Here is a 21591-nt window from a genome sequence, read left to right as displayed (position 1 = left end):
CTTATTTAAAAACATGCTATAATATTTAAAAGTGAACTTTATTCGAGAGACGGAGGATAATCATGACAATTCAACAATTACAAAATGGTTCAGATATTCGAGGGATTGCAATTACAACAGAAGAGTGGCAAGCTAATTTAACACAAATAGAGGCAAACCGGATTGCCCAAGGTGTTTTTGCTTGGTTTAAAACAAAAGGTCTGGCGCACAATGACACAGTGAAAATTGCCATTGGGCATGATAGTCGTTTGTCTGCAACAGAGTTAAAAACAGGGATTATTGAAGGCTTTTTAAATGAAAAAGTTGAGATTGTAGATGTTCAATTAGCGACAACACCGGCTATGTTTATGGCAACGCAATTCGAAGAAATTGGTGCTGATATTGGTATTATGATTACTGCTAGTCACCTACCGTTCTATTATAATGGCATTAAGTTATTTACTAAAAATGGTGGCGCAGAGCATGATGATATTGAAGAAATTCTGACAATTGCGGCTACAAAAGAAGTTAGTGTAGGTACAGAGGGTAGCGTCGAAAAACAAGATTTAATTCCACTTTATGCTGCCGATTTAGTTGCTAAAATTCAAGCGAAGACAGAAGAAGAAAAACCATTAACAGGTTTTCATTTAATTGTTGATGCTGGTAATGGTGCAGGAGGCTTTTTCGCTACGCAAGTTTTAGAAACATTAGGCGCAGATACAACTGGTAGTCAGTTCCTTGACCCAGATGGTTCATTCCCTAATCATATGCCAAATCCAGATAATAAGGAAGCTATGGAAAGTATTCAAGCGGCTGTATTGAAAGAACAGGCTGATATGGGGATTATTTTTGATACCGACGTTGACCGTGCAGCAGTCGTAGATGCAACTGGCCAAGTGATTAATCGAAATAACTTAATTGCGGTTCTTGCGACAATGGTTTTAGAAGAAAACCCAGGTAGTACAATTGTGACAAATTCACCAACATCAAGTCACTTAAAAGACTTTATTGAATTACTAGGTGGACGCCAAGTGCGTTACTTATGTGGCTATCGTAATGTGATTAATAAGGCGATTGATTTAAATAAAGAAAATGTGGAAACACCACTAGCAATTGAAACAAGTGGTCATGCTGCATTTAAGGAAAATTATTTCCTAGATGATGGTGCGTATGTGATTGCTAAGATTTTGATGTTATTACCTAAATTAAGAAGTCAAGGCCAAACAATTGGCGACTTGATTGGTCAATTAAAACAACCAGTTGAAGCACAGGAAGTTCGTTTTAGAATTTTAGCAGATGATGATCGAGCTGAAGGTCAACGCGTGATCGATGCTTTAAGTGAGTTTGTTAAAATGACGCCAGGTATGACCGAAGACCCTGAAACAGATGAAGGTATTCGTGTGAACGTCCATGATGAATTCGGTAGTGGCTGGTTCTTGTTACGTTTAAGCCTACATGAACCATTATTGGTCTTACAAGTTGAAAATGATGAAGCGGTCAAAAATCATCAAGTCTTCTCGGCTTTAGAAAAATTCTTTATCGAACAAAAAGAGTTGAATGCAGATAAATTAACGGCTGTTATCCAAGCGAAATAAGGTTTAAAAATGCGAGCAAAAAATAATGGCCCCAGAATTTCAACTGAACGAGAAACTGTTTTAGCAATGATTGGTCTTTATTATCGTAGGAAAAATGACGTAGATGCCGTCCTTGAACAAGAAGACATGACTAACTATGCCATGAAACGTTTAGACTTCTGTCAATTTGGTGAGGATAAACCAACTTGTCGTGTTTGTCCTGTTCATTGTTATCAAAAAACATATCGCCTTAAAATGAAAAAAATTATGCGGTATGCTGGACCACGAATGTTGATTTATCATCCTTTGATTTCATGGAAACATTTTGTCAGAGAATGGCAGTTTAAACATCGTAAAGAGCATGCTGATAAGTAAATAAAGCAACATTAAAAAGAAAGAAAATTGACATTATCATTTAAGAATGATAGTATTCAACGTAACTTAATCTATTTAAGCAGTCGTAATGGACTAGTAGAGGACACTCAATCGATTAAAGAGAGAAATCATTTGCTGAAAGATTTCATCGTAAAGCCCTTGAACCTACCAGAAATAAAAGACGAGGTTTTGATACCTTTATCATCATATTAAAGTTGTAAAGTATACTCTACTTTGAAGCAAGGTGGTACCGCCATATTTTTGGTCCTTGCGTCAAAGTGGAGTTTTTTTATTTTAATAATTTTTAGGAGGAAGAAAAAATGGCAAAAAAACAAGGTTTTGTTAAACAAATTACAAGTCGTGATGACGATTTTGCTAAATGGTATACGGATGTTTGCTTGAAAGCAGAATTATGTGATTATTCAAGTGTAAAAGGATGTATGATTTTACGTCCAACAGGAACGGCATTATGGGAAAAATTAAGAGAAGTGATTGATACAAAATTAAAAGCATCAGGACATCAGAATGTAACGATGCCAATGTTTATTCCTGAAAGTTTATTATTAAAAGAGGCTGAACACGTTGAAGGGTTCGCACCAGAAGTTGCTTGGGTAACACACGGTGGCGACAAAGAATTAGAAGAACGTTTAGCAATTCGTCCAACTTCAGAAGTTTTATTCTGTGAGCACTTCAAAAAAATTATTCACTCACACCGCGATTTACCAGTATTATATAACCAATGGGTGAGTGTTGTTCGTTGGGAAAAAAATACACGTCCATTTTTAAGAACAACAGAATTCTTCTGGCAAGAAGGACATACTGCACATGCAACTTATGAAGAAGCCGAAAAAGAAACATTAGACATGTTAAATATGTACATTTATGTCTGTGAAGAAATTCTAGCAATTCCAATCGTGGCCGGCTTAAAATCTGAAAAAGAAAAATTTGCTGGCGCAGATAAAACATATACTAACGAAACACTAATGTATGATGGTAAAGCATTACAAATTGCAACTTCTCATAACTTAGGCGATCATTTTGGTAAAGCCTTTGAAATTACTTATGCTGACAAAGAAGGTAAAGAACAAAATGTCTTTACAGCATCATGGGGCTTCACAACACGTTCAATTGGTGGCATGATCATGGTTCATAGTGATGACCGTGGTTTAGTGTTACCTCCACGTGTTGCGCCAACTCAAGTTTTAATTGTACCAATTGCACAACATAAAGAAGGCGTTTTAGATAAAGCCTATGAATTACGTGATCAATTACAAACTGATATGTCAGTTACGGTTGATGCTAGTGATAAACAACCAGGCTGGAAATTTAGTGAAGCTGAAATGAAAGGTTATCCAATTCGTTTAGAAATTGGACCTAAAGACATTGAGGCAGGACATGTTATGGCAGTTCGTCGTGATACGTTAGAAAAAATTGAATTACCATTGGACGAAAACTTAAATACTGCGTTAACTGAATTATTAAATACAATTCACAATGATATGTTTGCAACTGCTAAAGCTCGCCAAGATGAAAAAACACGTGTGGCACATACAGAGGAAGAGTTCTTTGAGTTGATTGAAGAAGGTGGATTTGTCATTGCACCTTGGTCAGGAGACCCTAAAGTTGAAGAAATGATTAAAGAAAAATCTGGTGCAACTTCTCGTTGTTGGAGTTTTGCACATCAAAATGATGATTTAACTGGTGTGAAAGATTTATGGAATGGCGAAGACGCTAAATACATGATGCACTGGGCAAAAGCATACTAAAATTAAATAATAAATGGGGCTGTTGAATCGTTTTTGATTCGTCAGTCCCGTTTTTCTGTAGATATGTTTCAGGCTTTTCTTATGACTCAGTTCAAATCTCTTTCGTCACCACTATGTGTAATCTGGGTTCTGAAAACTGGACTTCGGTCATAAGCCAATCCTGCTATTCAGACAAAAACCGTCTGATTATCAGTCTTTTCTTATGACTCAGTCCAAACCGCTTTCGTCACCACTATGTGTAATCTTATCTTTGAGTTGTTGTAGGTGTTGTTTGTTTAAGTGGTATTTGTAGACGGTATGGAAAATACCGGCACAGATTAGGGCAATGCTGTAAGCGAAATTTTGGTCCCAAAAAATAAAGCCATTGAAAATCGCAATCATAAATAACGCTATAAAAAAACCTATATAGAGATAAATGAACATTTTTTTAAGTGTCCATTTAGAAAAGTAGTGTTCCCATTCTAGCTGGGTTTTAGGGTTTAAGCGGTGTATACTTTTAAAGTAAAGTAAGAAAAATAAAAATGCTGCAATACCAGCAATTTTAATTGAAACAATAAAGATAATAAATGTAAAAAAAATAAATAACATATTGGCTCCTTTTTTCAGGCTGTGGTATAAATATGATACACTATATAGAAAAGTGAGGTTAAAAAATGAAATGTTATAAAAAATTAAATTTACTTGAAGATAAAAAAATGATTATTAAACTTAACGTGTGGTCAATTCCACTAATGTTGGTTTTAGGTTTGATTTTTACAATCTTAGCTATTCAAATTCGTCCAAATGATTTCGCGGATTTTTCGATATATTTTTTAATATTGTTTATGGGCGTATATTTCCTTTTATTAATTATTCATGAGTTGATTCATGGCTTTTTCTTTAAGCGATTCGAACCAAAAAATAGGGTCAAATTTGGTTTTAAAAATGGAATGGCTTACGCTACAAGCCCAGGATCTATATATCCAAAATCACAATTTTTAGTGATAGTATTAGCTCCATTTTTCGTTATTACGACGGTTCTGTTTACCCTGTTTTTAGTAAAAGCAATTGCACCACTTACTTTTATTTTCTTAGCATCTGTCCATGGTGCAGGATGTATTGGTGATTTCTATTTTGCGTTTCTACTTTCAAAACTACCACAAGATGTCCATGTTGAAGATACTGAAGTCGGCATTGATTTCTATTTTCCGGTAGATTCACCGTTTTGGTTAGATAAATAAGGTGTTGCTAGGACTCTAATTTGTTCTTTTGTAAATGGATGAACGAGTGATAATTCTTTTGCGTGTAATTGTAAACGGCTCACATTTTTTGTGGGTCTTTTTTCATATAATGGGTCTCCAATAATAGGATGTCCAATTGATTCAAGATGGACTCTAATTTGATGTGTGCGACCTGTATCAAGTTGGCAAGTAACCCAAGTTGTTGTTGAAGTTTCTTTAAATGGTGTCACATGTGTAATGGCAGTTTGTCCATTTTTCTCATCAATTGTGCGCATCCGGCGGTCATGACGATGGCGACCGATTTTTTTAGAGATTGTGAATGGCACTTGTGTTTTAAAATGGCCTCTCACTTCAGCTTCATAAATACGTTGAATATCTTTATGCTCAAGCATTCGTCCAAGAATAGGTAAGACAACCGGATTCTTCGCAAATAAAATGGCACCACTAGTCTCTTTATCAAGTCGATGGACAACATAAGGTAGTTGTTTTTTTTCTGCAAGATAATCTGCTAAATCGTTCAGTAAAGTATCGGTTTCATCAGGTTGATTTGGATGGGTTTTAATACCATACGGTTTATTAAGAATAATAAAATGTTCATCTTCATAAAGAATCGACAAATTTTGACGATTTCCTGGTAAAATCGTTGGCAGAGCATAATCAGTGGCTTCGAAAATTAATGTGATTTGATCGCCAGCTTTAACCGATTCATGAAACATAATGGCTTGATCGTTACAAAGGACATTTTTACGCGTTCTTAAAAAATGGCGCACTTTTCTAGGGATTAACCATTCGTTTTCTAAAAGTTCACGAATAGTAATCTCTTCTTGATTTTCTGGTAATGGAATAACGAACTTCATGGCTAGTGCTCCTTAATAGATGATTAATGAAAAATTAACGTATTTTTAGAAATTGTAACACAGAAAATTAATAAATTCATGTCAAGATAAGGGCACCGCTAAGTTTCAGTCTAAAGTAGCATACGTATTTTGAAGGAGTATGCTAAAATAGAGAACAATCAAATAGACAAAGAAGGATAAGGAGTTTATATGGACTTTAAAAAAATATATCTATCTGTAAAATCGCAGATGGTCAAACTATGGCAGTGGTTTAAACCATACTGGCAAAAGTTTCGTAAGTGGTTTAAACATGTTTGGAAAAAGTTTCATCTAACCAAAGTCATATTATTATTAACATTAACCGTAACGTTAGTGATGACGGTGTATCTGTTTTATTTAGCTAAAACAGCCAATATTGACACGCTAAAAACTGGGTTGGAGCAGGTAACGACTATTTATGATGATAAGAATGAAGAAGCCGGTACATTAGCTGTTTATGGTGCCAAGGGTAGTTTCGTTAAAAAAGATCAAATATCGCCCTATATCATTGATGCTTTAATCTCAACTGAAGATCGTCGCTTTTATACACATAAAGGTTACGATATAAAAGGGATCGCGCGTGCAGCTGTTCGAAGGGTCGTGCGGGGAAATAATAGCGGTGGTGGTGGTAGTACCATTACCCAACAGTTAGCTAAAAATGCGAAGCTGTCTCAGGAACAAACTTTAACGCGTAAAGCGAAAGAGCTCTTTTTAGCGATTGAAATTGAAAAAGAATATTCAAAAGACGAAATATTAGAAATGTATCTCAATAAATCTTATTTTGGTAGCGGGGTTTGGGGAGTTGAAGATGCATCGAAAAAATATTTTGGTAAAAGTGCTAAAGATGTCACGCTTGATGAAGCAGCAGTTTTAGTCGGCATCCTAAAAGGTCCAAGTATCTATAATCCAATTGATAATATGGATAATGCAATTGCACGTCGTGATACTGTACTATCTGTAATGGTTGATAATGAAAAATTAGATGAAAAGACAGCCGAAGATTTAATGAAGCAACCATTGTATTTAAATGATACTTATCAGCCGGACCACGATTCTTATCGTTATCCTTATTATTTTGATAAGGTAATCGATGAAGCGGTTCGTGTGACTAAGTTGAAAGATGACGATATTTCAAATGGTGGTTACAAAATCTACACGTCATTAAATCAACAATATCAACAAGGAATTGATGCAACATTCTCAAATGATAGTTTCTTCCCACCTAATGCATCAGACGGTGCGATGGTTCAAGGGGCATCGATCGCTTTAGATCCTAAAACGGGTGGTGTCAAAGGAATTGTTGGTGGACGTGATTATCAATATCGTGGTTTGAACCGTGTGACGGACTCTAAGTTGCCACCAGGTTCGACAATGAAACCTATTTCGGTCTATACGCCCGCGCTTGAAGCAGGCTATAAGCCAGAAGATATTTTGCAAGATAAAGCTTTAGACTATTATGATGTTCAAAACTATTCGAGAACATATAGTGATCAAGTTCCTATGTATGAAGCTGTTGCACAAAGTTTGAATGCGCCAGCAGTTTGGTTAATGCATGAAATTGGCATTGATCGCGGTTACAAAAAAACAGAACAATTCGGCATTTCGTTGGATGAAAAAGACCGCTATTATGGTTTGGCTCTAGGTGGCTTAACTAAAGGAACGACACCTCTTTCAATGGCGAGTGCATATAGTGTTTTTGCAAATGAAGGTGTTCGGAAGGATCCACACTTTATTACGAAAATTGAAGACCCAACGGGTGTCATTATCTACGAAAACCAAAAAGCGAAAAGTAAACGTGTGACAACACCGGATGTTGCTGAAGAGATGACGAGTATGCTTCAAAGTGTGTTTAGTTCCGGAACGGGAGTCACAGCTAAGCCAGAGGGTTATACAATTGCTGGTAAGACCGGAACAACTGAGAACGTTAGTGTTGACGGTATGTCGAAAGACCAATGGATGATCGGTTATACACCAGATATTGTGATTGCAACATGGATTGGTTTTGATAAGAGTGGTCCAGATCATTTCTTGACAGGTTCGAGTGGTAGCAACTTAGCAGGTATTTTTAAAGATGAGTCACAAAGGATTCTGGCCGCGTCACCAAATACGCCATTTACAGTCAAAGATGCGAGTCAACCCGAAGAGAGTGAAGATGATACCCTAGGTAACCAAATCAATGGTCTTGGTGATAAAGTCAAAGAAGGCGCGAATTCTTTTGGTGAAAAGGTCAAAGAAGGTGTTGGTGTTTTAGAAGATGGTATTCGCCAAGGAATCGATCAAGCCGGTGAAATTTGGTCAAGTCTTTTTGGTAATTGATTGCTTTTAAGTGAAAGCATGTTACAATAAAAAATGACAATCGTACTGGAAATTGTTAGACAAATTAAAAGTGAGGTTAATACAGATGACAGTTAATATTTATGATACAGCTAACCAATTAGAACGTGAAATTAGAGAAATTGAAGAGTATAAAGCTCTTGAAACAGCTTTTAAAAGCATGAAAGCTGACGAAGGAGTTTTTGCATTGTTCACAGAATTCCAAATGATGCAAGTAACACTACAACAAAAACAAATGCAAGGTCAAGAAATTACTGAAGATGATATCAAAGCTTCACAAGAACTTGCTGACCGCGTTCAAGAATCTGATTTGATTAAAGCATTGATGGAAAAAGAGCAAGCTTTCAGTTTAGTTATCAATGATTTAAACCAATTAATCATGAAACCAGTTCAAGAATTATATCAAATGGACTAGTTATTAATCAAAGAGAGAATTCTTCCCTGAAAAGAGGAGAATCCTCTCTTTTTTTAGTGGAAAAATTGTCGCGAAATAGGTATGATATAAGGAAGGGGGGATGATAATGAAATTCATGCACTTAGCAGATTTACACTTGGATCAATCCTTTTCAGGAATTGTTACTGGAGATTCAAGAATTAAAGAAATTGTTTTAAATGCAAATCAAAAAATGTTCAAGAATAGCATCACAGCTTGTCTTGAGAACAATGTTAGTTTTGTCCTAATTACGGGCGATACATTTCATCAGCCTAAAATTTCAATTCGTACCCAAAAGTTTTTTATGGAACAATTGCGTCGATTAGAAGAAAAAGAAATTAAAGTCATCTTATCTTTTGGTAATCATGATTATTATACTGAAAATAAATATTGGTTTGAGTGGCCAAAAAATGTTATTTTATTTAATAAAGAGCAAGTTGAAACAAAAAAAATCGTTATGAAAAATGGTGAAAAAGTTGCTTTTAGTGGTTTTTCATATATAGGTCCTTGGATTGAACATTCAAAATTAATGGAATATCCAGCTCGAGGAACAGATGTGGATTATCAGATAGGTTTTTACCATGGTGAAATTGGCAGTACAGGCCGTTATGCACCTTTCCAAGTTAATGAGTTGCCGCATGATTATGATTATTTTGGTTTAGGTCATATTCACGTGAGTCAAGAAGTGACACAACGTCCGTTGACTCTTTATCCAGGTACACCACAAGGTCATCATCGTAAAGAACATCAAGTGAATGGTATTGTGTGTGTTGAATTAAGTAATACAAAACCAACATATACCTGGCTTCCAGTCGCATCAATCCATTATCAAAATGATGAGATTCTTTTGGATGCAGCAGAAAATCGTCAAATGATTCTGGAAAAATTGGTGACAACAATCTTAGCGATGCAACGTCAAAAAAATTTAACTGTTTTATCACTTAAGGTTCGAGTAAGTGAGCAGGAAACAGCTGAAATTTTACGTGAAGATTTTGATAGTTTATTTAGTTACCTTCAAGATGAATTGGTGCGTCAATCAGATGCTGAAATTTTATTGACCGATTTAAAAATTGAACTATCGGCAAAAAAAGCATTTGTGATGGGATTTGATTCAGACTTAATTGATGACTTAGGTCACCGTTTTAGTGAACCGAGTCAATTCAAATTACAAGGTGAAGATTTATTTAAAAACCCATTGATTGCGAAATATTGTGAATGGGATCAAAGCGATATTGAAAAATTGTTGGTTAACAGTAGCCAATTGATTAAAAATGAAGTTGATTTTGGGGATGAGGTGAGAACTTGAGAATTAAAACGCTAGACGTTGTAGGTTTTGGACATTTTTCAAATCAAGTCTTTTACCTTGATGAAGAAAGCCAGCTTATTTATGGTGAGAACGAGGCGGGTAAATCAACGCTTTACCAATTTGTTCGTGCCATTCTATTTGGTTTTGCAAAAAAACGCGAAAAAATGCGTGATTTTGAACCACGTAATGGTGATGCCTTTGGTGGTAGCATTGTTTTTCATGATGATGTATATGGTGACGTAAAAGTTGCACGCTTTAAGAACAAAAATCGAGGTGAAGCCGTTGTAACGCTTGAAAACGGTGAAGTGGGTAATGATTATTTATTAGAGAAGATCATTTCACCATTAACTAAAGATGTCTTTGATCAAATTTTTAGTTTTCAACAAGAACAATTAATCGATTTAGCTGATTTGGATGAAGCAAAGCTCCAACACTTATTATTAACAGTGGGCTTAACGGGTAGTGAACAACTAAATGATGTGAGTCAAAAGTTCTTAAAAGAGCGTCAACAAATTTATAAACCCTCAGGTCGTGTTCCGAGTTTAAATCAACAGCTACACAAACTACAACAATTAGAAGAAAAAATTAATCAAGCTGAGAATGAGGAAATCAATTATCAAGCTTATTTAGCCGAACGTCAAACGTTGCAAAACCAACTTGATGAATTGAAACAACAACAAGCTGAATTAGATCTAAAACAAAAACGTTACACACAACAACAAAAACGTTATACGCAATATGCTGAATGGGCTAAATTAAATCAATTGCTTGAAAAAGATACAATTGTAACTGATGAAGTCCTAAAAGAAACACAAGAAACGTTTCAAGAATATCGCTTTTTAGAGAATAAAGAGAAAAAATTACTTGAGCAACATCGTGAACTTGCGAGTTTAAATTCACCGGCGTTTCAATTTTATGTGGATGAACAGCGTGAATTAGAAAGCATTCAAGCCAAGCAATTGGATGTTGAACGTTTAACACAACAGATTAAAGTAAAAAAACAATTGTTGCAATCAAATGTTGAACAGCAATCTAATCTTTTGAAAATGCATGAACTAAAATCAATCGAGACTTCTACAGAGGATTTAGAGAAAGTCGTTGCGGCAATCAAAACCTTGTCAGAGGAAGAAGAAGAATTAGTTCGAGATAAAATTGTTCTGGATAATGAAATAAGCCGTGTCGCTTTGCGTCGTAAGGAGATTGATCGTGAGTTAACTCTTTTAGAACGTGAATTAAAAACGCAAGAGAAAATTATGGAAAGAATGCAAATGAAGCAAAGTAATTCTTTGAATATTCCATTTGCAATCATCGGAGTAGCATTTGCTTTAGCAATTGTAGCTGGCATAAGTTCTGTGACTTGGCTATTTTTAGTTGTAGCGGTTTTAGTGGCCTTAGGTGGTGGACTTTTATGGCGTACAACCAAAGAGCAACAACGTCAAAAAGCCCATCCACAACTTGATTTTTCACAGCATAAACAAGAATACAGTATGCAACTCGCTGCTTCTGATGAAATTGAAGGTGAGTATGCTCATTTACAAAATGAGAAGAAATCTTTAGAGACTAAGTTAGGCGTAATTAATGAGCAAAAGGATACATGGAGTAAAGTGTATGGTCTAAATCCAAAAGAATCTTTATCTAATTGGTTAACTAAATTACCAGCATACTATCAAATCATGGCTTTGAAAGAGAAACACGGACAGCTTCGTGAGGAAATGAAAATCTTAAAAGAAGAAGAAGTGGTTTTCCAAGAAGCATTACTATTTGCGAAAGAATGGTTACCTCTCCAAGGTAAAACAACACAAGAGGGCTATGAATTATTAACACAATTCATAAAAGAACAGCAAAAAGTACGTGAAGAAACGCAATATATGGAACAAGAACAAGCTAGCGTTCCCTTGCAGTTGACGCGTGTCCGTCAGGACTTAACGCAACTTGAAACGCATTTGCTGAGTCTTACAAATCAAAGCTTTTTCCGTTCGGATGATATTGTTCGCTTCATAGATGGACAAACTGAAAAACGTCAAGAAGAGGAAGAATTAAAAAATTTAACGTTACGCTTAGAAGATTATTTTTCTTTAGATCGTCCTTATCAATTGAGCGATATTAATCAACAATTAATTCAAGTTAACGAAGAATCAGAGCGAATTCTTTCAGAGCAGGAAGAAGCGCAAGCAAGAATTCAAAAATTATCATTTGATATCGCGCAACTTGAACAAAATGGTATTCTTGATGATTTATATCAAACAAGAGCAAATGAAGTCACGGTTATTCGTCAGCTTGCGGATGAATGGTTAGGCTATAAACTTGCTGAGGATACACTACAAGCAGTGTTTGACTACCTGTCTGAGCAACAATTACCAGCAGTGCTAAAAATGACTTCAGACTACTTTAATATCTTTACTGCAGGACGCTATCCGCAGGTTGTATTAAAAGATGGTCGTTTGCAAGTTCAGGACAAAAAATACCAATATTGGGATATGACTCAATTATCAACTGGGACAAAAGATCAATTATATATTGCTTTTAGACTAGGTTTTATTCAGTTGCATTCAGAGGATTATGATGCGCCAATTATTATTGATGATGGCTGGCTTCATTTTGATTCTGGTCGTAAAGAAATTTTCTTTAATGTGATGATTGCTTTAGGAAAAAATAGACAGATCATTTGCTTATCTTCAGATGAAGAGATGAAATCTTATTTTGAGAAAAATGGTGTAGGCGTCATTCAATTGGAGGGAAGAAAGTGACAAAAAAATTAAGAGAATTAGTTGTCGATGAAACATTTGAGATGTTTGTCTTGTTAAAGAATGCCGACGTAAGGTTGGCTCGTAATGGTAAAAAGTTTATTGCTTTTACTTTTCAAGATACATCCGGAACAGTTGATGGTAAGTATTGGGGAGCTTCAGAGGAAGAAATTCAAATGTTTGAAGCAGGTAAAGTTGTTTTTCTAAATGGTAAACGAGAACTTTATCAAAATATGCCACAAATAAAAATTTTACATTTGCGTCTGGCTAAAGACGGTGAACCAAATGATGCGACAGCATTTATGGAAAAAGCACCGGTTAAAATTGAAGATTTACAAGAAGAATTGAATCGTTATTTATTCGATATCACGCATGCTAAATGGCAAAGAATTGTCAGACATATTCTAAAAAAATATCAGCACGAATTCTTTGAGTATCCAGCAGCCAAACGTAATCATCATGCTTTTGCAGGTGGTTTAGCTTATCATACGGTGACGATGTTACGTTTAGCGAAAGCTGTTTGTGCGGAATATTCAGAAGTCAATCCAGCTCTTTTATATGCAGGTGTTATTCTACATGATTTAGGTAAGGTTCGTGAATTATCAGGAGCTTTATCAACTGAATATACCCTTTCAGGAAATCTACTTGGTCATATTGTGATGATTGATGAAGAGATAACCAAAGCATGTTTAGAGTTGAAAATCGATGATACTGAAGAAGACATTGTCATTTTAAAACATGTTGTTCTGGCTCATCATGGTTTATTGGAATATGGGTCACCCGTGCGACCTAAAGTAATGGAAGCAGAAATTTTGCATCATTTAGACAATTTGGATGCTTCAATTCAAATGATGTTAGGTGCATTAAAGCAGGTTAATCCTGGTGAATATACGGAACGTGTTTTTGGTTTAGAAAATCGTAATTTTTATTTACCGAATATCTAAAAAAGAGTGTCGGCATAATTTTTTAATTATGCTGACACTCTTTAAATTTAATAGATATTATTTTGTGATAATTTGAAGGCATCGTTGATTTCTTTGGTTGAAGCACTACTTGCTACTTTTTTAACAAGCTGTCCTTGTACAATCAAACGATTTTCACCACTCGTATCACATGTAACAAGTGTGACGAGTTGTTTTCCTTCAACTGGTTCAATTACGTCAACTCGAGTGGGTTCAACGTATTCTTTCATCGTAATTTTATATTCATAAACATATTCAAGATCGGTTAAGAATATTTTTTGACCTAATTCTACACGAACAAGTGGCGCAAATAGAAGTGAAGGGTCATACATATAATGACTGGCTAAGCCATAGTTGCCACGTCCCATTCTTTGATCTTCGGTCATTGTACCGGCCCCAACTGCAATGGCATAGTTAGATAAACCTTTAAATATTGGTAAATTTAATTCCACACTTGGAATGGCAATTCCGCCAATAACATTCATGTCCGCAGTATTAGCTTTTGATTTTGCAACTAAGCCCATATCAAGCGATTGAACATTTTCAAAATCAAAGGAAGCTTTTTTCTTTTCATTTTCTTTAATGGCATCAGGTGAATATTGATGGACTTGAAAATTATTTGTTGAGTCTTTAACCATATAGTTTTTGATTTGATTACTAAAAACAAGTGCCAAGCCCACTAAGAGTAGGATTAGAATCAAGAGGTTAAAGAAGATATTTTTAATCACTGTACCAGTTGATTTTTTCTGTTTTTTATTGCGACTTGAACGCGTCTTGCTTTGCGAAGGTTTTCTTTTTTTACTAATGTTAATGACCTCCTTTCGTAAGTATATTTATCATACCACAGACAGAGTTAAATGAGGAAAATTTCGCTCGTTTTTTAAATATTACATAAGTATTTCGAGTAAACGGTTTATTTTAATTGGCTGTAATCTAAACTTAATTTAAAGAGTAGTGTTTTGCTAACCATTGTTTAAAAATTAATGGTATAGTTGTATTGATAAATGACTAGTGTGAAAGAGAGGTGATAAGTGTTGCGAGATCGTTTGTATATTCATTTAGATGGGATTAGTAATTCCGTAATATCTAAAGGAATCGCATATGAAGATTTTTATCGTTACACAAAACGTCGCCCAAGTAATATTATTTTACTGAATCCAAATGAACGTGAAGGCGAATATGAAACACATACAAACTTCCGAGTTGTGCGCGGAGAAGAAGCAGTGAATCGTTATTTTAAATTAATAAGTAGTCGTCCTGGTTCAGAAACTTGTTGGATTGATTTTAAAGATTATGATGTCCTATCTAGGTTAACAGATAATGAAATCGCAGAGTTATTGTACTTTGGTCATATGAAAACACAATTACGTTCACCATTCTTTTATAAATTACAAAATAATTATGTGTTTTTTGAGTTTACGGATGACTTATCTAAAGTTTATTTTAGAAATATTGATGAATTCTACTCTATTTTATCTCAGAAAATGACAGAAAAAGTGATGCAAAAAATAAATATTAGCACATCATTTTTCCGTCGTCGTTTGGAGATTGAAGAAGTTTCGATCGATTTAGTAAGTCAATTAAAAGCAACAATGCAAGAGGGAATCGTTTTTGATTTTTCGCAAGTAGGACTAAAGAATAATCAATACTTTATTCCGATTTTTGTTGTTGAAGATAATCTAAGGAAAGTAGATAATCAACGATATCGTTCTGAGGATAAGATTGGAACGCTTGTGTATAATCATCGCTCAAAGGAATGGAGCGTTGAGAAGGAGCAGTATGAATCACTTTTTATGAAGCAATAATCTAGGTTACCCACTGAGTCATTATCACTTACTCAGTGGTTTTTTTTAGGACGTCATAGTATTTTTTTGAAAAATAAAGTATAATGAATACCTATTGAAAATCGGGAGGACTTAAAATGAAAATAGCATTAATCTACGGAGGACAAAGCGCAGAGCATGACGTTTCAATCTTGTCAGCTTTTTCAATTTTAAATGCAATTTACTATAACTATTATGAAGTTCAAACTATTTATATTGATAAAGAAAATAACTGGTTAAAAGGACCAATTTTCCGTGAACCACCAAAATCTGAAAGTGAATTACATTTAACAATTAAAAATTCGCAACCTATTGCGCCAAGTGACTTAAAAGAGAAAGATACAATTATTTTCCCTGTCTTACATGGGCCAAATGGAGAAGATGGCACAGTTCAAGGTTTATTTGAAGTTCTTGATATGCCATACGTAGGTGCGGGAGTGTTAGCAAGTGCATGTGCGATGGATAAAATTATTGCCAAACAGTTATTCCAACAAGCGGGAATTCCGCAATTGCCTTACGTTGCAATTACGAAACAAGATTATACAACTTCAGAAGAAGAGGTATATGGTAAATGTGAAGGTACTTTAATTTATCCAATGTTTGTTAAACCGGCTAACTTAGGTTCTAGCGTGGGTATTAATAAAGCCAATAATCGTGAAGAATTAGTTGCTGCAATCGAGGAAGCGTTCCTTTATGATCGTCGTGTCGTTGTTGAACAAGGAATTGAAACACGTGAATTGGAAGTAGCTGTTTTAGGAAACGATGAGATTCGTACAACTGAACCTGGTGAAATCGTCAAAGATGTTGCTTTCTATACTTATGAATCAAAATATATTGATAATCAAGTAGAATTAAAAATTCCTGCTGATATCTCAGAAGAGCTACAAGAAAAAATGCAATATTATGCTGAAAAATCGTTTATTGCAGTTGATGGAACAGGTTTAGCGCGATGTGATTTCTTCTTAACATCTAATGGAGATGTATATTTGAATGAAATTAATACAATGCCTGGCTTTACGCAATTTAGTATGTATCCATTATTGTGGCAAAATATGGGATTAAACTATAGTGATTTATTAGAAGAATTAATCCAATTAGCTAAATTACGTCATGAGAAGAAACAAAAAATTAAAGTATTTTAATGAGTTACGAGTGAGCTTATAAAGTGTCAGTCGTGAGATAAAGTTATTGAGGCTGACACTTTTTAGAGTTGTTAGCCTCATTTTTCATTTTTATTAAAATTTGGGAGGATTAGAATGAAATTAACAAGTCAAGAAATTGCAGAAGCAGTGGGTGCAATCAACCAAACTACATTTCCACAAGATAGTATGGTAACAAGTGTGGAATTCGATACGCGTAATGTGGGTCCGGGAAGTTTATTTGTCCCGTTAAAAGGCGCGCGCGATGGACATGATTTTATCAATAATGCATTTGAAGCAGGAGCAGTTTTAACGTTATCTGAAAAACCATTGTCAGATGGCACACCATTTATTCTTGTTGAAGATACCTTATTGGCACTACAACAACTGGCACATTGGTATTTAAATAGAGTTAATCCAAAAGTTGTGGGGATTACAGGTAGTAATGGCAAAACGACGACTAAAGACATGACAGCAGCTGTTTTGGCGACGACTTATAAAACTTATAAAACACAAGGGAATTTTAATAATCAAATTGGCATGCCAGTCACAATTCTACATATGCCGATGGATACCGAGATGCTAGTTTTAGAGATGGGAATGGATCGTCCTGGCGAAATTGCAGCCTTAACGGAAATCGCAACACCGGATACGGCTGCGATCACAATGATTGGTGAATCACATATTGAATTTTTCGGGACACGCGCTAAAATAGCACAAGCAAAGATGGAGATTGCTTCAGGTTTGGCTTCAGACGGAACGTTAATTGTCCCAAGTGATGAACCATTACTTCGACCTCTATTAGATTCGGTTACGCAAGATATTCAAATGTTTGGTTCAACGGGAAATGAGGCAATTACTGCGACAATTACGAGAACCACTCAAGCTATGACAGCTTTTACAACGTCAAAAAGTGAGACAATTGAATTTGAAATTCCTGTACTCGGAACTTACAATGTGAGTAATGCATTAATTGCTATCTTAATCGGGTCAAAATATAGTGTGCCTGTTGCTGAAATGAAGGCTGCATTAGCTGATTTTTCACTTACAAAAAACAGAACAGAATGGTTTAAAACAGAAAATGATGTTGCAATCCTGAGCGATGTTTATAATGCTAATCCAACAGCGATGCGCCTAGTTGTTGATAGTTTTAGCGAAATCCCTGTTTCTGGTGATCGAGTAGTTGTTTTAGGGGACATGTTAGAGTTGGGTGATTTATCGAAAGAATTACATGAAAGTATCGCCCCACACTTATTACCAGAAAAAATTCAAACGGTTTGTTTATATGGTGAAGAGATGAAAGCTTTATATGAAAAAATCGCCCCGATTTACCAGGAAAAAATTGTATACTTTAATAAATCAGAACGTGAAATGTTGAAAAAATGGTTAGAAAAAACATTGAAATCAGGTGATGCGATTCTGTTCAAAGGTAGTAACGGTATGAAGTTAAATGAATTTGTTGAGAATTTATTAAGTTTATAAATTGCTACGTAATTAATTGTTTATTGCATTAAAGTGTGATAGTATGATACGAATGCTCTGTTTTCAGAAACAAATTGAGTTATAGATTTTTAGGAGGATATTATTTGAAATTTAGTGAATTAAACTTAAACCCAGATATATTAAAAGCAATTGAAAATGTCGGTTTTGAAGAAGCAACACCAGTTCAAAGTGAAACAATTCCATTAGCTTTAGAAGGCAAAGATGTGATTGGTCAAGCGCAAACAGGTACTGGTAAAACAGCAGCTTTTGGTCTGCCAATGTTACAAAAAATTGATCCAACAAACCAAAACATTCAAGGATTAGTTATTGCACCGACACGTGAGTTAGCCATTCAAACACAAGAGGAACTTTACCGTTTAGGAAAAGAAAAGAAGGTTAAAGTTCAAGTGGTTTATGGTGGTGCTGATATTAATCGTCAAATCCGTGCGTTGAAAAACAAACCACATATTGTGGTTGGAACACCTGGCCGTCTTTTAGATCATATTAAACGTCGTACATTAAAACTTGAAACTGTAGAAACATTGGTTCTAGATGAAGCAGACGAAATGTTAAATATGGGATTCTTAGAAGATATCGAAAGTATCATTGCTAAAGTTCCAGAACAACGTCAAACTTTACTCTTCTCAGCAACAATGCCAGATAGTATTAAACGTATCGGCGTTAAATTTATGAAAAATCCAGATCATATTCGTATCAAAGCAAAAGAAATGACAGCGAATTTAATTGATCAATACTATGTACGTTGTAAAGAATTTGAAAAATTTGATGTAATGACACGTTTATTTGATGTTCAAAACCCTGAATTAACAATCGTCTTCGGTCGTACTAAACGTCGTGTTGATGAATTAGCTCGTGGTTTAGAATTACGTGGTTACAAGGCTGAGGGAATTCATGGTGATTTACCTCAACATAAACGTATGAGCGTTTTACGCGCATTCAAAAATAATGAATTAGATATTTTAGTTGCGACTGATGTTGCAGCACGTGGCTTAGATATTTCAGGTGTGAGTCACGTTTATAACTATGATATTCCACAAGATCCAGAAAGCTATGTTCACCGTATCGGTCGTACTGGTCGTGCTGGAAAAGAAGGTATGTCAGTTACTTTTGTAACACCAAACGAAATGGGATACTTACACGTTATTGAAGAATTAACGAAAAAACGTATGTCTCCATTACGCCCACCTTCTAAAAAAGAAGCATTTGATGGTCAAATCGGAATTGCGCTTGAAAATATTAAAGATTTATTATCTGAAAATGGTTTAGACCGTTATCAAGCAGCAGCAAGTGATCTTTTAGAAGATTTCTCTGCTGAAGATATTGCAGCGTTGTTATTGAAACAAGTTTCAAAAGACAGTGAAGCTGAAGTTCCAGTTAAAATCACACCAGAACGTCCATTACCTTCTCGTAAAGGTGGCGGTGGTAATCGTGGTGGCCGTGGTGGCGGTAATAATCGCGGACGTAATAATCGTGGTCGCGACAATCGTAATTGGGATCGTGATAAACGAAACAATCGCGATAACCGTAACAAACGTAACAACAAACCAAAAGATAATCGTGGTAACAATCAAAGTCAAAGTAAACCAGCGACTAAAAATAAAAGCCGTGGCTTTGTAATTCGTGATACAACAAATTAATTAATTAGAAAGTAGAGTTTTCGAACTCTACTTTTTTTATTTGGTTATTTATTAGAAATCACTTGAAATGCACTATATAATGTATTATTATTTTATGAGTACGCTATATATTGTGTTTGTTTATTTAGAGATATCCGGATATTTCTAAATTTTAAAGATATTTTTATATTAAATTAAGAAGGGGATGTAGATGGCAGTGATAGTTTTAGCGGGTACAATTGGTGCAGGAAAGAGTTCGTTAACAGAGATGTTGGTCAAAGAATTAGGGACAACGGCTTTTTACGAGAGTGTCGAGGATAATGAAGTTCTGCCGTTATTTTATTCAGATCCAAAAAAATATGCATTTTTGTTGCAGATATATTTTCTGAATCGTCGTTTTGCGACAATTAAAAAGGCATTGGCACATCAAAATAACGTGTTGGATCGTTCGATTTACGAAGATAGTTTATTATTTCATTTAAATGCTGATTTAGGTCGTGCTTCAGAGATCGAAGTAGGTGTCTATGATGAATTATTAGATAATATGTTAGAGGAATTAGAGTATTCATCATTTAAAAAACGTCCTGATTTGATGATTCATATTAAAGTTTCTTTTGAAACAATGCTAGCACGTATCAAAAAAAGAAATCGTTCGTATGAACAGATTGAATTTGACCCAACACTTTATGATTATTATAAAGAATTAAATCGTCGTTATGAAATTTGGTTTGATGAATTTGATGTTTGTCCAAAATTAGAAATTGATGGTGATCGTTATGATTTCATTGATGACGATGAAGCTGCTGAAGAAGTTTTAAATCAAATAAAAACAAAATTAGCAGAGTTAGGTAAACTGGAAGAAGAGCCAAATTATCAAACAACAAATGATGTGGCTAAAGGTATTTTAAATTAATCAGAGAGTTGAAATTGGTAATCAATCAATTTCAACTTTTTTTTCATTTCAAATTTTATCTTAATGTTCATTTCAAAGCGCTTTTTCTCACACCTTTTTGGTATAATGGAAATTGAAAGGGTGAGGGTATTGATTAAAGGAATTGGTGTGGATTTAGTTGAACTAAAGCGTATGCGACAAATTATTGATGAACGGCCAGCGTTTATTCAACGTGTGTTAACTGAGAACGAGTATGCCCTTTTTTTAGAACATGGCTCAAAAAGACAAGTTGAATTTTTAGCGGGGAGATTTGCGTGCAAAGAAGCATTTTCAAAAGCTTTCGGCACTGGGATTGGCAAATCAGTCACGCTTCAAAATGTTGAAATTTTAACAGATGATTCAGGACGACCAATCGTGACACTGAGTCCTTTTGACGGTCAAGTTCATGTGTCAATTAGTCATACCGATGATATGGCGATAGCCCAGGTTTTATTAGAGGAGTTAGTTTGAGAGCTAAATTTATAAGTGTTAATAAAACAAAAAAAGAGCCAGACTAGAAAGTCTGACTCTTTGTAACATATTACGGGATTTGTACTTGGACTAATTCTTGAATCGCTACTTATTTGCTAATGTAGCGCGAGAAAATCCATGGGATGCGACAGATATTTTTTGGATGTATTGGGCTGAAATCATTTTGACTTGATTGTTCTTTTTAAGTTTCACGACTAAAGACTCAGGGTTACTTGGATGTTGATAGAGGCGTCCAACGAGTGTTTCATGTTTTGCATTAGTTTTGGTAGATTCAGAATCTTTATATTGAATCACAACGATACTTTTTTGCGCAATTGCTTGATTGATTGTTTGGAAAATTTGCTGTTTCCGTTTATCTTTTGCTAAATCATCATCAAGAAAGCTTGCGAGAAATTTTTGTGATGATTCAGATAAGAAGCGCTTAAATTTATTTTGTTGAACGGGTGTATCATTGGGATCCGTTGAGAATTTATCTATCATGAGTCTAACCCCCTTATAATCTATCTATCTAGTATTATA

At 35.0% G+C, this 21591-nt stretch carries 19 protein-coding genes; 15 read left to right on the top strand and 4 right to left on the bottom strand.

The window, feature by feature from the left end; translation table 11 throughout:
* Positions 1 to 59 precede the first annotated feature (59 nt).
* The 3 genes from ESZ54_RS06945 (at position 60) to proS (ending at position 3694) form a co-directional block, all read left to right on the top strand.
* Positions 60 to 1574 (top strand): phosphohexomutase domain-containing protein, encoded by a 1515-nt coding sequence (locus ESZ54_RS06945; RefSeq protein WP_136136942.1) that lies wholly within the window; start codon positions 60 to 62, stop codon positions 1572 to 1574.
* A 9-nt stretch (positions 1575 to 1583) separates the two neighbouring features.
* Positions 1584 to 1928: a nitrous oxide-stimulated promoter family protein gene (locus tag ESZ54_RS06940; protein WP_136136941.1), complete on the top strand. Its 345-nt coding sequence runs from the start codon at positions 1584 to 1586 to the stop codon at positions 1926 to 1928.
* A 320-nt stretch (positions 1929 to 2248) separates the two neighbouring features.
* A complete protein-coding gene (gene proS, locus ESZ54_RS06935) occupies positions 2249 to 3694 on the top strand; it encodes a proline--tRNA ligase (RefSeq protein ID WP_136136940.1) in 1446 nt (481 codons plus the stop codon).
* A gap of 207 nt (positions 3695 to 3901) precedes the next feature.
* Here the strand turns inward: proS and ESZ54_RS06930 are convergent, their stop codons facing one another.
* Positions 3902 to 4282, bottom strand: a complete 381-nt coding sequence (locus ESZ54_RS06930; protein WP_136136939.1) for a hypothetical protein — start codon at positions 4280 to 4282, stop codon at positions 3902 to 3904.
* A 65-nt stretch (positions 4283 to 4347) separates the two neighbouring features.
* On the opposite strand from ESZ54_RS06930, the gene ESZ54_RS06925 reads away from it, so the two are divergent.
* Positions 4348 to 4914, top strand: a complete 567-nt coding sequence (locus ESZ54_RS06925; protein WP_136136938.1) for a DUF3267 domain-containing protein — start codon at positions 4348 to 4350, stop codon at positions 4912 to 4914.
* On the opposite strand, the gene ESZ54_RS06920 is transcribed toward ESZ54_RS06925, so the two are convergent.
* Positions 4875 to 5771, bottom strand: a complete 897-nt coding sequence (locus ESZ54_RS06920; RefSeq protein ID WP_136136937.1) for an RluA family pseudouridine synthase — start codon at positions 5769 to 5771, stop codon at positions 4875 to 4877. The two genes, ESZ54_RS06925 and ESZ54_RS06920, sit on opposite strands and share 40 nt — an antisense overlap.
* Positions 5772 to 5960: 189 nt before the next feature.
* On the opposite strand from ESZ54_RS06920, the gene ESZ54_RS06915 reads away from it, so the two are divergent.
* The 5 genes from ESZ54_RS06915 to ESZ54_RS06895 all read left to right on the top strand — a co-directional run bounded on the left by ESZ54_RS06915 (position 5961) and on the right by ESZ54_RS06895 (position 13550).
* Positions 5961 to 8105 (top strand): PBP1A family penicillin-binding protein, encoded by a 2145-nt coding sequence (locus ESZ54_RS06915; protein WP_136136936.1) that lies wholly within the window; start codon positions 5961 to 5963, stop codon positions 8103 to 8105.
* Between the two features lie 85 nt (positions 8106 to 8190).
* Positions 8191 to 8538 carry a YlbF/YmcA family competence regulator gene (locus tag ESZ54_RS06910; RefSeq protein ID WP_136136935.1) on the top strand — a complete coding sequence of 116 codons (348 nt, stop codon included), beginning with the start codon at positions 8191 to 8193 and terminating at the stop codon, positions 8536 to 8538.
* A gap of 106 nt (positions 8539 to 8644) precedes the next feature.
* The gene (locus ESZ54_RS06905) at positions 8645 to 9862 is read left to right on the top strand and encodes a metallophosphoesterase family protein (RefSeq protein WP_162615124.1); all 1218 of its coding nucleotides are present in this window, start codon (positions 8645 to 8647) and stop codon (positions 9860 to 9862) included.
* On the top strand, positions 9859 to 12609 hold the full coding sequence (locus tag ESZ54_RS06900) for an ATP-binding protein (RefSeq protein WP_136136933.1): 2751 nt from the start codon (positions 9859 to 9861) through the stop codon (positions 12607 to 12609). Before ESZ54_RS06905 ends, ESZ54_RS06900 begins: the two co-directional genes overlap by 4 nt.
* 41 nt (positions 12610 to 12650) lie before the next feature.
* Complete coding sequence (locus tag ESZ54_RS06895; RefSeq protein ID WP_136137014.1) at positions 12651 to 13550, top strand: 3'-5' exoribonuclease YhaM family protein; 900 nt, start codon at positions 12651 to 12653, stop codon at positions 13548 to 13550.
* A gap of 47 nt (positions 13551 to 13597) precedes the next feature.
* Here the strand turns inward: ESZ54_RS06895 and ESZ54_RS06890 are convergent, their stop codons facing one another.
* Positions 13598 to 14296, bottom strand: a complete 699-nt coding sequence (locus ESZ54_RS06890; protein ID WP_239433763.1) for a class A sortase — start codon at positions 14294 to 14296, stop codon at positions 13598 to 13600.
* A 303-nt stretch (positions 14297 to 14599) separates the two neighbouring features.
* On the opposite strand from ESZ54_RS06890, the gene ESZ54_RS06885 reads away from it, so the two are divergent.
* From ESZ54_RS06885 to acpS, 6 genes are all read left to right on the top strand, one after another.
* On the top strand, positions 14600 to 15373 hold the full coding sequence (locus ESZ54_RS06885; RefSeq protein ID WP_136136932.1) for a hypothetical protein: 774 nt from the start codon (positions 14600 to 14602) through the stop codon (positions 15371 to 15373).
* A 116-nt stretch (positions 15374 to 15489) separates the two neighbouring features.
* Complete coding sequence (locus ESZ54_RS06880) at positions 15490 to 16533, top strand: D-alanine--D-alanine ligase (protein WP_136136931.1); 1044 nt, start codon at positions 15490 to 15492, stop codon at positions 16531 to 16533.
* A gap of 114 nt (positions 16534 to 16647) precedes the next feature.
* Positions 16648 to 18012, top strand: coding sequence for a UDP-N-acetylmuramoyl-tripeptide--D-alanyl-D-alanine ligase (locus ESZ54_RS06875; protein ID WP_136136930.1), 1365 nt, complete (start codon positions 16648 to 16650; stop codon positions 18010 to 18012).
* 104 nt (positions 18013 to 18116) lie between these two features.
* Positions 18117 to 19670: a degradosome RNA helicase CshA gene (cshA, locus tag ESZ54_RS06870; RefSeq protein ID WP_136136929.1), complete on the top strand. Its 1554-nt coding sequence runs from the start codon at positions 18117 to 18119 to the stop codon at positions 19668 to 19670.
* 190 nt (positions 19671 to 19860) lie between these two features.
* Positions 19861 to 20562: a deoxynucleoside kinase gene (locus tag ESZ54_RS06865; RefSeq protein WP_136136928.1), complete on the top strand. Its 702-nt coding sequence runs from the start codon at positions 19861 to 19863 to the stop codon at positions 20560 to 20562.
* 129 nt (positions 20563 to 20691) lie between these two features.
* On the top strand, positions 20692 to 21051 hold the full coding sequence (acpS, locus tag ESZ54_RS06860; RefSeq protein ID WP_136137012.1) for a holo-ACP synthase: 360 nt from the start codon (positions 20692 to 20694) through the stop codon (positions 21049 to 21051).
* A gap of 105 nt (positions 21052 to 21156) precedes the next feature.
* On the opposite strand, the gene ESZ54_RS06855 is transcribed toward acpS, so the two are convergent.
* On the bottom strand, positions 21157 to 21552 hold the full coding sequence (locus ESZ54_RS06855; protein WP_136136927.1) for a hypothetical protein: 396 nt from the start codon (positions 21550 to 21552) through the stop codon (positions 21157 to 21159).
* Positions 21553 to 21591: the final 39 nt, after the last annotated feature.

Origin of the sequence: Vagococcus silagei (assembly GCF_004795745.1) — a bacterium.
Taxonomy (GTDB): Bacteria; Bacillota; Bacilli; order Lactobacillales; family Vagococcaceae; genus Vagococcus; species Vagococcus silagei.
This window is presented reverse-complemented; position numbering and strand designations above follow the sequence as displayed.